This window comes from Klebsiella sp. BIGb0132 (assembly GCF_024810075.1).
GTDB lineage: Bacteria > Pseudomonadota > Gammaproteobacteria > Enterobacterales > Enterobacteriaceae > Klebsiella > Klebsiella terrigena.
Window position 1 is genome coordinate 119,465 of record NZ_JANUDW010000009.1, and the last position, 15,029, is coordinate 134,493.

Sequence of the window (15,029 nt, forward strand, 5' to 3'; positions counted from 1 at the left end):
CGTTTTTCACGACGCTTTTAAAAACAGGAAAACGGCCCCTGTATACCAGGGGCCGTTTCTCAATCCTGACTACCGCGCAACTTAACGCGTAATCGAGTACAGCGTACCGTCCGTTGCCTGGATGAGCAGGCGACCGTCAGCCACGATGGGGTCAGTACGGAAGCCGGAGCTGTCAACCTTCTGCTGAGCCACAAAGTGCCCATCTTCCGGGTTTACCCAGTGCATATAGCCTTCGCTATCGCCGACGACCAGATTACCATTATACAACACCGGAGCGGTCAGCAGACGATGCAGTAAATCGCTTTGCGTCCACAGCGTCACGCCGCCTTCGGTGGTCAATGCCAGCAGGCGATCGTTCTGATCGACCAGGTAGATACGGTTGCCGTCAACGATAAAGTCGTTCACCGAGCCCAGCTCGCGTTTCCACATGATCTGGCCGCTGCGCAGATCCAGCGCGGTCAGGTTGCCGTTGTAAGCGAGCGTATACACCACGCCGTTGACGATAACCGGAGTGGTATCAACGTCGTTCAGGCGATCGATTTCAGTCGGGCCAGTGGCCTGAGAGATGCGCTGCTGCCAGATGATCTGACCCTGCTGCATCAATACCGCGCTAACGCGACCGTTATCGCCGCCAACAATGGCCGCGCCATAGGCGGTCGCCGGTGCGGATTCACCGCGCAGAGAAAGCGCCGGCATATCCAGGTTGACGGTCCACTTCACCGCGCCGTCGGCTTCGTTCAGCGCCTGCAGCTGGCCGTTGCTGGTGTGAACCAGCACCATGCCGTCGCTGACGACCGGACGAGAAATCGCTTCACCGGCCACGCGGGTCTGCCATGCGACGGTACCATCGCTGGTATTCAGGGCAAACAGCTGCGCTTTTTCACTGCCGATATAGACGTGACCGCCGGAGACGGTGACGCCGCCGGAGAGCAGCGCCGGCGTGCGGGAGAACCAGCCGTCTTTCTCGGCCAGGTTCACCGACCACACCTCTTTCCCGTCGTCAGCGCCCAGCGCTTTAACGGTGCCTTTACGGTCGGCCGCGTAGACCACGCCGTCGGCAAAGGCCGGATGGAGGTTAGAGTAAAATTCGCCGATACCATCGCCAACTGAGGTGCTCCAGGACGTGGACGGCGTAAACTGATTTTCCACCGTCGGCAGTGGCGACATTTTCACCACATCTTCTTCGCTGTTAAACAACGAACAACCGCTTAATAAGGTAACGGAAAGCAGCCCTGGCAAAAGTAATTTACGCAATTGCATCGAGTCCCTCTCAGATGGACAAATTATTTATTTTCATACGCATCATTTCGCTGAGCGCCGGTGAAGCATCGCTTTTCACGCCCGCTTCCCACGCCGCGCGAGCGCCCTGCTTGTCGCCTTTATCCAGCAGAATCTCACCGCGAAGATCGGCAACAATCGCGGTCCAGCCTTCGCCTTTGATCCCCTCAAGGGTCTTCAGCGCCGCATCAGGATTTTTCAGCTGCAGCTGTACGCGAGCAAGACGCATGTTGATAACCGACTTCAGATTATCATCCGGGGCGGCGGCTAATCCCTGCTGGAGCTGCTTTTCAGCGCTCTGCAGATCGTTTTTCTCAACAAAGCGCTGCGCCAGCTCCAGGGAGGCAAACGCCCCGTAGGCGTTTTTGCTGTCAGCGGCGAACTTCTGCGCCGAATTCAGCGCTTCAGGCTTGTCCGATTTAAGCGCGGAAATGGCATTCTCATAGGCTAAAGAGGAGTCTCTGGCCGTATCCTGCTGATGAGAGCTCCAGTAGCGCCAGCCAACCAGCGCCCCAATCCCTAAAATCACCCCAACGGCCAGCGCTTTGCCATTTTCGGCAAAGAAACGCTTGAGCGCATCGACCTGATCGTTTTCGTTGTTATACGTTTCCACGCAGTCCTTCTCCTGACTAATGATTCCCGGGAGATTAACCCAGAAGTGTGCGCAAATGCGCGGCAACGCTATCCTGCGTTACGGTAGTTTGCTCACCTGAGCGTAAATCCTTCACTACCACGTTTCCGTCAGCAATTTCTGATTCACCCACCACCAGAGCAATGCGAGCGCCCCACTTATCAGCACGGCCGAACTGTTTCTTAAAGTTGCCGCCGCCGTGGTTGGTCATCAGCTTAACGCCGGGCAGCTCATCGCGAATCCGCTCAGCCAGACGCATCGCTGCGGATTGGGTATCGGTTCCGGAGGCTACCAGGTATATATCGACAACAGGATCGGCTTTAAATTCCGGATTAACGGCCTGGACCAGTAAAACAAGACGTTCTAGCCCCATCGCGAAGCCGACTCCCGGCGTTGCGCGCCCGCCCAGCTGCTCGACCAGACCGTCATAGCGGCCGCCTGCGCAGACGGTTCCCTGCGAGCCGAGGCTGGTGGTTACCCACTCAAACACGGTGCGGTTATAGTAATCGAGCCCGCGCACCAGGCGCTGGTTAACGGTATAGGCGATGCCCGCGTCGTCCAGCAGCGCGCACAGGCCGGCAAAGTGCTGTTTGGACTCTTCATCCAGGTAGTCGCCCAGCGCCGGCGCATCGTTCAGCAACGCCTGCACTTCCGGATTCTTCGAGTCCAGAACGCGCAGCGGGTTGGTGTACATGCGGCGTTTGCAGTCTTCGTCGAGCTTATCTTTAAACTGCTCAAGATAGGCAACCAGCGCATCGCGATAGCTGGCGCGCGCTTCCAGCGAACCGATGGAGTTCAGCTCCAGCGCGACGTGCTCAGAGATACCCAGCTCACGCCACCAGCGGGCGGTGAGCATAATCAGCTCGGCGTCGATGTCCGGTCCCTGCAGACCAAAGACTTCAACCCCCATCTGATGGAACTGGCGATAGCGGCCCTTCTGCGGACGCTCATGGCGGAACATCGGCCCGACGTACCACAGACGCTGTTCTTGATTGTACAGAAGACCATGCTCGATGCCGGCACGAACGCAGCCCGCAGTCCCTTCCGGACGCAGCGTCAGGCTATCGCCATTGCGGTCCTCAAAGGTGTACATCTCTTTTTCAACCACGTCGGTCACTTCGCCGATCGCGCGCTTGAATAACGGGGTCTGCTCTACAATCGGCAACCGAATTTCGCTGTAACCGTAGCTGCCGAGCACCTGTTTCAGTGAGCCTTCAATGCGCTGCCAGAGAGCGGTCTCGCCCGGCAGATAATCGTTCATGCCACGGATGGCTTGAATGTTCTTTGCCACGTTTATTCTCTTTATATATATACAAAAATGAACCCCGGCGCGTTGCGCCCGCGGGTCCAATCATACACGGGAAGTCTTACGCTGCCCCGGATTATTTCTCTTCAACCTGCTGGACGTCAATACGGCGCGCTTCATCAAGCATCGAGGCTTTCGCACGGATACGCGCTTCCAGCTGATCGATCATATCGTCGTTATCCAGCCGGTCTTTACGCACGCCGTCTTCGTACAGGCCGCTCTTTTTATTGCCGCCGGTGACGCCGAGCGTCGAAACCAGCGCTTCGCCTGGGCCATTCACCACGCAGCCGATGATCGAAATATCCATCGGGGTAATGATATCTTCCAGCCGCTGCTCCAGCGCGTTGACGGTGCCGATCACGTCAAACTCCTGACGCGAACAGGTCGGGCAGGCGATGAAGTTAATCCCGCGGGCGCGAATGCGCAGAGACTTCAGGATATCGAACCCAACCTTGATCTCTTCAAGCGGATCCGCCGCCAGCGAAACGCGCAGCGTGTCGCCGATCCCTTCGTTAAGCAGCAGGCCGAGGCCGATCGCCGATTTTACCGCGCCGCTACGGGCGCCGCCGGCTTCGGTGATCCCAAGATGCAGAGGCTGATCGATCTGCTTCGCCAGCAGGCGATAGGACTCCACCGCGAGGAACACATCCGACGCCTTTACGCTGACCTTGAACTGATCGAAGTTCAGACGATCGAGATGATCGACGTGGCGCATGGCTGATTCCAGCAGCGCCTGCGGCGTTGGCTCGCCGTACTTTTCCTGCAGATCTTTTTCCAGCGACCCGGCGTTAACGCCGATGCGGATAGGAATATTTTTATCACGGGCGCAGTCAACAACCATGCGAATGCGCTCTTCGTTGCCGATATTTCCCGGGTTGATACGCAGACAATCCACCCCGTACTCCGCCACTTTCAGGGCGATACGGTAGTCAAAGTGGATATCGGCGACCAGCGGTACGTTGACCTGCTGTTTGATGAGCCTGAACGCTTCCGCCGCATCCATCGTCGGTACGGAGACGCGGACGATATCCGCGCCAACGCGCTCAAGGGCTTTGATTTGATTTACGGTCGCGGCCACATCGGTGGTGCGCGTATTGGTCATCGACTGGACGGCAATGGGGGCACCATCGCCAATCGGCACATTCCCAACGTAAATTCGTTTCGATTTTCTACGTTGAATCGGAGCCTGGTTATGCATGAAAAATCTCCCGCGTTACCCGTCTGTTACTGCGCCGGTGAAGTTTCGGCATTAAGGGTCAGACGCGCAACCTGGTTAGTTCTGATAAAACGACTCAAATCGACTGGTTTACCCAGATACTGAATCTGTACCGCAGCCGGCGCACCGATTTTCAGCTTATAAGGTGCCTGGCCGCTTAAGTTCAGGTTACCGCCCTTACGTTGCAAACCGCTGAACAGCTTTTTACCGGTTGCATCGCTAACTTCCAGCCAGCAGTCGGCAGAGAAGTTCAGGACCAGATCCTGAGCCGCAGCGGCTGCGGTCACGTTCGCCTGATCGGTTGGCAGCGGAGAGGCCGGAACCGCAGCGCCAGCTGCGGTATCGACCTGCGCCTGAGACGGAGCAACGACGGCGTTATTATTCGCCGCGGTCGCCGCCGGCGCCGCCGGGGCAGGAGTCGGCGCGGCTGAGGTATCCACAGGCGCGCTGTTCGCTACGTCCGGCGCCGTGTTATCGGCACCGTTATCTAAGGGAATGCTCTGGCTGCCGCTGTCGCCCGCATTCAGCTCGGCGGTTGACTGGTCGGCCATCGTGGTAATCTCTTCCTGCTGCGCCTTATGGTCTTGCCACCACCAGGCGCCGCTCAGGCCAATCACCACAAACAGCACCAGCCAGGTGAAGCTCATCAGCCAGCCGTCGCGCTTTTTACGGCGTTTGCCCAGAGAGAAGCTCTGCATCGGCGCAACTTTCGCCGCGCGAATAGGCGCCTGTTTTGCCATCATCGGCAGCAGCTCTTCTTCCGGAATACGCACCAGACGCGCATAGGAGCGGATGTAGCCGCGCAGGAAGGTTGAAGCGAGGTCGGCTGGCGCCTTGTCGTCTTCGATATCACGAACCGTGGAAACCTTCAGGCATAAGCGCTCAGCCACCGCTTGCTGGCTGAGTCCGAGTTGTTCGCGGGCGTTGCGCAGACGCGTGCCCGTAGTATTTGCTTCTTGATGATCTTGAGTGGCTTCAGTATTCATTCGACAACTACTGGTACGTGAAATTTAAAGTTCAGCGCCGGTAAACCCCGCGCCGCGAAACATCTGCAAAGCGTCAAACAAACAGTATAAGTCCGTATGGCGAACTATCACAGATACTTATCAATATTGAATGCTAAGCGGTTGTTGTGCCGCTACATACTGCCTCAAAGTCGACAAAAACGCACCGTAATTATTGGCCGAATCAGCCTGGTTCGCCTGCCGGGGAAACATAATTGTGCAGCGCGCGTGAAATATTGCGCGCTGCGCATTTGTCAGATCGCTTTCACGTCAATCGTTTCGCCCTGCATACACTTGCGCAGCGTACGTTTGGTACGGTCGATAACATCACCGGCAAGCTGTCCGCAGGCGGCGTCGATATCGTCACCGCGCGTTTTACGCACGATGGTCGTGAAGCCATAATCCATCAGCACCTTGGAGAAACGGTCGATGCGGCTGTTGGAGCTGCGGCCATACGGCGCGCCCGGGAACGGGTTCCATGGGATCAGGTTGATCTTGCACGGCGTATCCTTCAGCAGCTCTGCCAGCTCGTGCGCATGCTCGGTACCGTCGTTGACGTGATCGAGCATCACGTATTCGATGGTCACCCGGCCCTGGTTGGCGTTGGACTTGGAAATATAGCCGCGCACCGAGTTCAGGAAAGTCTCGATGTTGTACTTTTTGTTGATCGGCACGATCTCATCGCGAATCGTATCGTTCGGCGCATGGAGAGAGATGGCCAGCGCGACGTCTATCATATCGCCGAGCTTATCCAGCGCCGGGACCACGCCGGAAGTGGAGAGCGTCACGCGACGCTTGGAGAGACCAAAACCAAAGTCGTCGAGCATGATTTCCATCGCCGGCACGACGTTGGTCAGGTTCAGCAGCGGCTCGCCCATCCCCATCATCACCACGTTGGTGATCGGACGCTGGCCGGTAATTTTTGCCGCACCGACGATTTTCGCCGCGCGCCAAACCTGGCCGATAATTTCAGAGACCCGCAGGTTGCGGTTAAAGCCCTGCTGCGCCGTTGAACAGAATTTACACTCTAACGCACAGCCAACCTGAGACGAAACGCACAGAGTCGCGCGATCCTCTTCCGGGATATAGACCGTTTCAACGCGCTGATCGCCGACGGCAATCGCCCATTTGATGGTGCCATCGCTGGAGCGCTGCTCCTCGACCACTTCCGGCGCGCGGATTTCCGCGACTTCCTTCAGCTTATTGCGCAGGACCTTGTTGATATCGGTCATATCATCAAAGTCATCGCTGCAGTAGTGATACATCCATTTCATCACCTGATCGGCGCGGAAGGGCTTCTCGCCCATGTTTTTGAAAAACTCGCGCAGCTGCTGACGATTCAGATCCAGCAGGTTAATTTTGGCATCTTTGTTCGGCACCGTCAGAGCGGCGTTATCAGGCGTGACAATATGTTCAGACATAATCTATTCCGGCCTCGTTGTTACACGTTATGGCCCCTGGTGGGTTGAAAAAAAGAAGCGCCCCAGTGAACGAGTGCTCGTCCAGGGGCGCTGCATTGTACAAAGTCTGGTGTATCAATACCACGTTTGCACGCGGCAATGATGAAAAAATCTGTTGCTGCGTACTCAATCCTCTATGGCTTTTCGAGTGTCGCAAGGCGGCAAGCAAGTAAATCCCCGGGAGCATAGATAGCTATGTGACCGGGGTGACGTGCGCAGCCAACGCCGCGACGGTCGAAAAGACGACGAGGATTAGCGGGTGCGCGGGCAAACCTCGCCTTCGGCGAAGAAGAACGCGATTTCGCGGGCAGCAGATTCAACGGAGTCGGAACCGTGGGTGCCGTTCTCGGTGAAGCTGTCAGCGTAGTCTGCACGCAGGGTGCCGGCCAGCGCGTTGTCCGGGTTAGTTGCGCCCAGCAGGTCACGGTGACGCTGCACGGCATTTTCGCTTTCCAGAACGGAGACCACGATCGGGCCGGAAGTCATGAACTCAACCAGACCGTCAAAGAACGGGCGACCTTCGTGCTCAGCGTAGAAACCGCGAGCCTGCTCAACGGTCAGGTGCAGCATTTTGGTGCCAACGATTTTGAACCCTGCAGCTTCGAAGCGAGAAAAGATGCCGCCAATAACGTTTTTTGCCACCGCGTTTGGTTTAATGATGGAAAAAGTACGTTCAATAGCCATGATTACCTCTAATAAAATTTTATGTTGTTGGGCATACGATCGTATGGCCTGGCGCGCATTATAATGAGCAACTCAGGCGCTGCCTATGGATGAAGGTAACATTTTGTTAAAATAAGACGAGCTTTAGCAACACAAAAAGCAGGGCCTTGCCGCCCCGACTTTATTGCAGAGTGAAATTCGCCGCCGCAACCTGCCCCGCCTCATCCATCACCACCAGTTGATAACTATCCAGCCGCTCCAGGGTCAGGCTCGCGCCGGCCCCCGCCGCCTCCAGCGGTTCGCCGTTGAGAAACCACCAGCGTCGCCCTTCGCCGCCGGTGGTCTGCAGCGGCACCACCACCCGCGCCGCGCCGGGTAAACGTTTAATGACCGCGCCATCGCGGATGCCGGAAAGCACCAGCGGCGCGGCATCGGCGGACTGCGGCGGCGGGCACTGTGCCGATGCCGGGCCGAGCCTCGCCCGACGGCGTTCGTTTGCCGGCAGCCATGGCTCCAGCGGCAGCGGCCAGACGTCGACGTTTTTCTCCATCGCGCCCGGACAATCGGCCGCCACCCGCAGCCCTTGCTTATCTACCCATACCGGGAAACGGATACCGCGCACGCCGTCCTGACCCGGCAACAGCAGCGTTGGCGGCTGGCTATCGTCGAGCAGCCAGGTGGCCAGCCGACGGCGGCAGTTGGCGTCTCCCGCCGGCAGGCTCTGCCCGCCGGGCCAGCAGATGGTCGCCGCCCTCACCGACGGCGGGCGCGGATCGGCGGGCAGCCCGTCGCGGCCGGTCGTCGGCCGCGCCAGCAGCATATTATTGACCTGATTGAGCAGCGGTACCGCGCTGGCGAAGCCAAACTGCCCGACCACCGGCGTACCGTCAGGCCGCCCGGTCCAGATCCCGATAAGATAGCGGGCGTTAACGCCAATCGCCCAGGCGTCGCGATAGCCGTAGCTGGTGCCGGTTTTCCACGCCAGCGGCACCACCTGAACCAGCGAGTCGTCGGGCACCGGCTGGGATTCACCGGCCAGAATTCGCCGCACTATCCACGCCGCCCCCGGCGACAGCAGCGGCCGCTCCACCAGCGGGGCTTCCGGCGTCATCCGCAGCCGCCCCGCCCTGCCGTGACGGGCAAACGCGCTATACGCCGCCACGATATCCGCCAGCCGGGCGCCGGCGCCGCCCAGGATCAGCGACAGATTGGGCTCGGCGCCCGCCGGCAGCATCAGCGGCAGGCCGGCGTTGCGCAGCGTGGCGGCAAACCGTTTTGGCCCGTAGGCTTCCAGCACCTGCACGGCCGGCAGGTTCAGAGAGCGCACCAGCGCGTCGCTGGTGCTGACCGGGCCGTGAAAGCCGCTGTCGAAGTTACCGGGCCGGTAATCGCTAAACCGTCGCGGGACGTCCTGCAGTAAAGAGGCCGGATGGATCAGCCCCTCGTCCAGCGCCATGCCGTAGACAAACGGCTTCAGTACGGAGCCCGGAGAGCGGATCGCCGATACCATATCGATGTGCCCGAAACGGCTGTCGTCGCTAATATCCGCCGAGCCGACCCAGCCCCGCACGCGCATATCGGTATGATCGACGACGACGATCGCCAGCGAGCTGCGCGGCGGCAGGCGTGATTTCCAGTTGAGGGCTAAATCCTCCAGCTGGCGCTGCAGCCCGGCATCGAGGGTCGTCACCACCTTGTCTTCGCGGCTGCTGGCCAGCATCCGCCGGGAAAACAGCGGCGCCAGCTGCGGCATCTGGCGGGGGAACAGCCATACCGGCTCTTCCGTCGCCTCGCGCACCGTCTTCTCCGACCACACGCCCTGGGTTTGCATGCGCGCGAGCACCTTATCGCGCGCCGCCTGGGCCCGCTGCGGCCAGCGGTCAGGACGCAGGCGGCTCGGCGCCTGCGGCAGCACCGCCAGCAGGGCCGCTTCGCCGTAGCTGAGCCGGGCCGGCGGTTTCCCGAGGTAAGCCCAGCTGGCGGCGCCGATCCCCTGCAGCGTGCCGCCGAACGGGGCGCGGTTGAGGTACAGAGTCAGGATCTCGCTTTTCGACAGATGCCACTCCAGCTGCAGCGCGCGCCACAGCTGGCGCAGCTTGCCGCCGAAGGTTCGGGGATGAGGGTCGAGCAGCCGCGCAACCTGCATGGTCAGCGTGCTGCCGCCTGAGATGACGCGCCCGGAGGTGAGGTCCTGCCAGGCCGCGCGGGCAATGGCCAGCGGATTTACGCCGGGGTGATCCCAGAACCAGCGGTCTTCATACTGGATCAGGGCCTGAAGATAGCGCGGCGACACGTCATCGAGGGTCACCGGATAGCGCCAGACGCCCTGCTTATCGGCAAAGCGCCACAGCGGCGTACCGTCCTGCGCCACCACCACCCGGGCCGGAGCCACCTCGTGCAGCGGCAGGGGCCACAGGCGATCCGCCGCCAGCAGCGCCAGCCACAGCAGAAAGGGCGTCGCCGCCAGCCATCGCCAGCGGCGCCTTATCTTCACCAACCGCCGCATTTACGGAGTAACGTTCAGCGGGCCGCTGGCCGTGCCGGTTGCCCGCCACTGCGGAACGTACATCGATTCCACCTGCGGCTGCGGCACCTGATAGGTGCCTGGCGTTACCGCCCGCGCCAGGTAGACCAGCGTCACCGGCTGCCCTTCGTTTACCGCTACCGCAGCAACAAAGCGATCGTCGCGGAATTCGATATGCTGAATATCCGCCTGCTGCATCTGATTGAGCAGGTTCTGCACCGCCTCACCGTTCTCCTGCAGGCTGGCGCTGCTGTTTGCCAGGTTCTGGTTTTCCAGCTCAAGTCCTGCCGGCAGCAGATCGACGACCAGCGCATCCGGCACGTTGCGCGTAGCGGTAATTTCCAGCTTCACCAGCACCAGCTCGCCGCTGCGCAGCGAGGTCAGCGATTTTTGCTGGCCGCGGGTGTCGAAGACGTGCCGTTCAATACCCAGCACGTTGCCCGCAGGCTGCGGGGCGCTAAGCGGATAGCCGCTGCTGTCAAGACGCAGCCAGAGCGGCTGACTGCCGGTATTGCTGACCTGCAGCGCCGCCAGCTGGTCGCCGGTCAGGTTACGGGTCTGCGCTTTATCCGCCGCCAGCGGCTGCGCCTGCAGCGAGGTTTGCGCCTGCCAGCTGCCGGGAAGATCCTGCAGCGTGCGGCCGGCAAGGAACAGGGCGTTGGTCTCCTGAGTAGAGAGCCAGCGCTGGCCGTAGGCCTCGTCAGCCAGGCTGCTCAGCAGTGCGTTTTGCGCCTCCGGCAGCAGCTTATTCTCCTCCAGCAGGGCCAGCTTCAGGGCATCATCGCGCAGCGCGCTGCCGTAATCCCCCAGCCAGCGATCCCGGTCCTGACGCGGCGTGGTCATCGCCAGCTTCAGCGCCTGCTCGCCGCGCGGCGCGTCGCCCATCGCCTTCAGCGCAATGCCAAGCTGCAGCAGCGGCAGGCCGGAACGCGCCTGCTCGTGGCGGGTCCAGATTTCACGCAGCGCGCCAAGCGGCGCCTTTTGCTGACGAGCCAGCACCAGAGCGGCGTAGGCCTGGGCGGCAAAGCGGCTGGCCGGCGCGTCGTCGCTGTAGCGAACGGTCATCAGCCCCGGCTCCTGCAGATAGCGCAGCAGGCGCTGGTTGCCGTTATTGATGGCGTTGGTCGGCACGCTGTAGCCCTGCTCGCCCGCCCGCACCAGGAAGTCCATGGCGTAGGCGGTGAGCCAGTACTCCTCCGGGCCGTTTTTATCCCATAGCGCAAAGCCGCCGTCGTCGCGCTGCATTTGCAGCAGGCGCGCGATGCCGATATCCACCGCCGCGCGGCGTTTTTCATCGCTGTCGCCGGTAATGCCCAGCGTTTTTAGCTGCGCCGCGCTGGTGTAGAGCGACGGGAACAGTCCGCTGGCGGTCTGCTCCAGGCAGCCGTAAGGATAGGCCTTCAGGTCGCGAATATAGCGCGCCAGATTGAGCGGCGGCTTGCCGCTGAACACCAGCTGCCCCTGCAGGGTCGCCGGCGAGAAGCCGAGGGTTTGCTCCGGCGGCACCTGCCAGCTTTCGCCAGGCTGCAGCACCGCGCCAGCGTTAACCGTCCGCGCCGGGAAGGCCGGACGGACGCCAATTTTCCACTGCTTTTGCATCGGGGCGAAGGTCTCACCCGGCAGATTCAGGCCACTGATGGTCGCACTGAGCTGACCGTCGCCAAACCCCTCTTTGGCGCTCACCGGCACAAACAGGGTGCGACGTGCGCCCGGCGCCAGCTGAACCGGCGGGATTTCCGGCTGCGCAAGCTGCAACAGACCGCCGGCGCTCAGCGCGACGTTCAGGGTTTGCGGCCTGTCGGTCAGGTTGCTGAGATCCAGCGCCAGGCGCGTGGTATCGCCGCTGGCGAGGAAGCGCGGCATATTCAGCTCGGCAATCACCGGCGCGGCGACCACCACTTTGTCTTCACTGCTGCCAAAATCATCGGCGGTCCACGCCTGGGCCATCACCCGCAGCTCGCCGTTAAAATCACCGATCGGCAGCGTCACGGTGCCTTCGCCCTTGTCATCGAGCGTCACCGGCTGGGCCTGTTGGGCAATAATCGTCACGTGGTTAACCGGCGGCTTACCGCCGCGCTTGAGCTCGTCGCCGTCGCCGCCGAAGCGCAGGCTCGCCAGTCGTCCCTGCCCCTCAATGACCTGGCCGTAGATATCGTAAATATCCGCCCCGTAGCGCTTCTGGCCAAAAAAGGCGTTCCACGGATCCGGCGTCGCGTAGTCGGTAATGTTCAGCACGCCGCTATCCACCGCCGAGAGCAGGACATTCACCTGCTTCGGCGTCTCGCCCTCTTTGACGCTGGCTTTCACTTTGACCGTCAGCGGCCGGTTGGGACGCATTTTTTCCGGCGCATCCAGCGCCAGGGTCAGGCGGCGGCTTTCATCACCGAGCGGCAGATGCAGCAGCCCCACCGCCCGTTTCGGCGTCGCGGAGCGCGATTTGTCGCCGGGGCGGATCACCAGCGTGCTGAGATAGAGGTCGTGGCGGTTCCAGGCTTTATCGACCGGGATGGAGAGATCCATTCCCGCCGCCGGAACGTCAATTTCCTGCCACCACAGCGGGCCTTCGCTGGACTCGACCATCGCATAGCCTTTGCCTGCCGCCGGCGCGGCGATATGCAGCTTAATGGTGTCGCCGGGTTTGTAGGCCGGTTTATCCAGCTTCATGGTGACCCGGTCCGGACGCGCGGCTCCCGCACCGTCGCTGTTATCCTGCCAGCTGTATCCGGCCCAGAAGCGCACGCTGCTGACCGCCCCATCCGGATCCTTCACCTCCAGCCGGTAGGAGCCCCACTCCACCGGGAAGCTGACCTTCGCCGTTTGCCCGGCCTGCAGATCCAGCGACTCTTCGCCCTCCTGCAGATCTTTCTGATCGAACTGCGACTGCCAGCCTTCGCTATCCGACCAGTTCCAGTAGTAGTCGCGGCGTTCGCGAATGAGGCGCACCTGCAGTCCGGAGACCGCTTTTTTGTCTCCGGCCGCGTCGGCGTAAACAATCTCAAATCCGGCGTTGCTGTTTTCATCCACCACCGGCTGCTTCACCGTGCTGTCGGTGCGGTAGTCGTACACGTCCTTCAGGGCGAATTCAGGACGGATGCCCGGCAGCGCCTCGGCAGGCCAGATGGCCTGCTGCACGGTGCGGGTCACCGGACGACCGCCGGACTCCAGCAGGCTGGCCTGTAAAATCACCTGCAGCGGCGAATGGCTATCCTGCCACTGGCTGGCAGTCGTCACTTCCCCGTGGCCTTTTTCGTCCAGCGTCATCTGGACTTCATCGAGGCTGCGGGAGAGGTTTTCTTCAGCAATATCGCCAAACTGGAAGCCCGGCAGCGCGGCAACCGCATCGCGCAGCGGGCGCAGGAACAGTTTCCCCTGCAGCTGATTGCCGCTGGCAGGCGCGCCGTATAGATAGGCCCCGGCGACGGCAAAGGTCACGTCGGCGTTCGGCGCCACGGCGCCCTTTTGCCCGCTCAGGTTCAGCGCCATACGCTCGGGCATAAAGTCTTCGACGTGGAAGTCCCACTCGCGCGGCTGATTGTCGCCGGTGCTGGCGCGGATATGCCACATGCCGGTCGGCGCACCGGCGTCGAGCGGCCAGGTAAACTGATACAGGCCGTTCACCGGCTGGCTCATCCGGGAGCTAATCACCTGGCCGTCCGGCTGAACCACCTCGAGCTTCACCGGCTGCTCGGCCAGCGGCCTGCCGTCGCCATCGCGCAGCAGCGCGTTGAGGATCACCGTCTCCCCAGGGCGATAGAGATCCCGAGGGCCAAACATAAAGAACTGCTTGCTGAAGCCGGGGGCTCCGGCAATGGCGAATTCCGCCAGATCCAGCGCGGGCAGCTTAAGATCCAGCAGGGTGGTTTGCCCCTCTTTGCGTGCCAGCAGCAGCGCGGCCTCTTTATCGGTTTGCAGCGTCACGTGGCCCTGGCCGTCGCTTTTGGCCTGCGCCAGCGTCTGCCCTTTGGCGTTGAGCAGCTGAACCTCGATATCGGACTGCGCGGCGCCGTTCTCGAGACTTTGGGTGAAGACATCCAGCCGGTTGTGGTAGCGATGCGCCGAGACGCCGATATCGCTGAGGGTAAACAGCGTCGCGGCGTTGCTGTAGCTATAGTGGCCCGCCTGATTCATCACCGCCACGTAGACGCCCGGCTGCTGCAGCGGTTTGATATCCGCCAGCGGCAGCAGCAGCTTTTCCCGCGTATTGCGCGCCGGGTTGAGGTCAAAACGCCCGCTGTAGACCAGGTCGGCCATTTTCAGCAGCTCGTCGGACTCCCAGTTGTTTAGCGAATTTCGGTACTCCCACTGGCTGACGAAGGCGGACAGCGATTCGGGCTTGATGCGAAAGAAGTTCACGTCGACGTTGTCAACGTTCAGGGCCATCACCGGCAGCCCGGCCACGACCTTGCCCGGCAGCAGCGAGCCCCGGCTGGCAAAGCCGATGCTGGGGGCGACGTCGCGGGTGGCGATGGTTTTTTCAAAAGAGGTGCCGAAGGTCGCGGTATTCAGCGCGGTGAGCGTAGGGTCAACGGAGACAATCAGGTCGCGTTTCGGCTCAAGATGGCGCAGGCGCAGCTCTTTCAGGTTCGGCGCCAGCTCCCAGGCGCCGTCAACCTTACCGCTTTTTTTATCGACGAGGTGCACGCTGCGGGAGAAATCCTGATCCGGCTGCAGCGGAATGGAGAAGGTCAGGACCAGCGTCGCCGCCCCGTCCAGCTGGACCTCCGAGGCGTCGAGCAGCGTCAGCGCCTTGCCTTTGCTTTTCTCCGCCAGCTTAGCGAGCTGGGCGCCGTCCGGTTTCGCCGCGTTCGGCTTATCCGCGGAAGAGGCGGCGGCTGGCCCGGCGGTCTGAGTTTTGCCGCTGTCGTCGCAGCCGGCAAGCGAAAGTGCGGTAAGCAGCGCCAGCGACAGCGTCGCTAAACGAAATGGTTTCATCCTTTAACCCCTCGG

9 protein-coding genes are annotated in these 15,029 nt (G+C 61.2%); all 9 read right to left on the minus strand.

The annotated features are described in order from the left end of the window. Positions 1-81 precede the first annotated feature (81 nt). Positions 82-1,260, minus strand: coding sequence for an outer membrane protein assembly factor BamB (gene bamB / locus M2416_RS21585; protein ID WP_041146707.1), 1,179 nt, complete (start codon positions 1,258-1,260; stop codon positions 82-84). Between the two features lie 10 nt (positions 1,261-1,270). Further along, positions 1,271-1,891: a YfgM family protein gene (locus tag M2416_RS21590; RefSeq protein ID WP_076947809.1), complete on the minus strand. Its 621-nt coding sequence runs from the start codon at positions 1,889-1,891 to the stop codon at positions 1,271-1,273. A gap of 34 nt (positions 1,892-1,925) precedes the next feature. After that, the gene (gene hisS, locus M2416_RS21595) at positions 1,926-3,200 is read right to left on the minus strand and encodes a histidine--tRNA ligase (protein WP_041146709.1); all 1,275 of its coding nucleotides are present in this window, start codon (positions 3,198-3,200) and stop codon (positions 1,926-1,928) included. A 91-nt stretch (positions 3,201-3,291) separates the two neighbouring features. Next, the gene (gene ispG, locus M2416_RS21600; RefSeq protein WP_076947808.1) at positions 3,292-4,413 is read right to left on the minus strand and encodes a flavodoxin-dependent (E)-4-hydroxy-3-methylbut-2-enyl-diphosphate synthase; all 1,122 of its coding nucleotides are present in this window, start codon (positions 4,411-4,413) and stop codon (positions 3,292-3,294) included. 26 nt (positions 4,414-4,439) lie between these two features. After that, on the minus strand, positions 4,440-5,417 hold the full coding sequence (rodZ, locus tag M2416_RS21605; RefSeq protein WP_259226628.1) for a cytoskeleton protein RodZ: 978 nt from the start codon (positions 5,415-5,417) through the stop codon (positions 4,440-4,442). Positions 5,418-5,689: 272 nt separating this feature from the next. Continuing rightward, complete coding sequence (gene rlmN / locus M2416_RS21610; protein WP_259226629.1) at positions 5,690-6,856, minus strand: dual-specificity RNA methyltransferase RlmN; 1,167 nt, start codon at positions 6,854-6,856, stop codon at positions 5,690-5,692. 291 nt (positions 6,857-7,147) lie between these two features. Beyond that, entirely contained in the window at positions 7,148-7,579 is a 432-nt protein-coding gene (gene ndk / locus M2416_RS21615) for a nucleoside-diphosphate kinase (protein ID WP_041146713.1), read from the minus strand. A 160-nt stretch (positions 7,580-7,739) separates the two neighbouring features. Beyond that, entirely contained in the window at positions 7,740-10,064 is a 2,325-nt protein-coding gene (gene pbpC / locus M2416_RS21620) for a peptidoglycan glycosyltransferase PbpC (RefSeq protein ID WP_259226633.1), read from the minus strand. After that, positions 10,065-15,014 carry an alpha-2-macroglobulin family protein gene (locus M2416_RS21625; protein WP_259226635.1) on the minus strand — a complete coding sequence of 1,650 codons (4,950 nt, stop codon included), beginning with the start codon at positions 15,012-15,014 and terminating at the stop codon, positions 10,065-10,067. Positions 15,015-15,029 lie beyond the last annotated feature (15 nt).

Bases quoted from the DNA above. Each gene is read 5' to 3' on its own strand.
- bamB (WP_041146707.1), bottom strand. From the start codon at position 1,260: ATGCAATTGCGTAAATTACTTTTGCCAGGGCTGCTTTCCGTTACCTTA.
- ispG (WP_076947808.1), bottom strand. From the start codon at position 4,413: ATGCATAACCAGGCTCCGATTCAACGTAGAAAATCGAAACGAATTTAC.
- rodZ (WP_259226628.1), bottom strand. From the start codon at position 5,417: ATGAATACTGAAGCCACTCAAGATCATCAAGAAGCAAATACTACGGGC.
- rlmN (WP_259226629.1), bottom strand. From the start codon at position 6,856: ATGTCTGAACATATTGTCACGCCTGATAACGCCGCTCTGACGGTGCCG.
- ndk (WP_041146713.1), bottom strand. From the start codon at position 7,579: ATGGCTATTGAACGTACTTTTTCCATCATTAAACCAAACGCGGTGGCA.
- pbpC (WP_259226633.1), bottom strand. From the start codon at position 10,064: ATGCGGCGGTTGGTGAAGATAAGGCGCCGCTGGCGATGGCTGGCGGCG.
- M2416_RS21625 (WP_259226635.1), bottom strand. From the start codon at position 15,014: ATGAAACCATTTCGTTTAGCGACGCTGTCGCTGGCGCTGCTTACCGCA.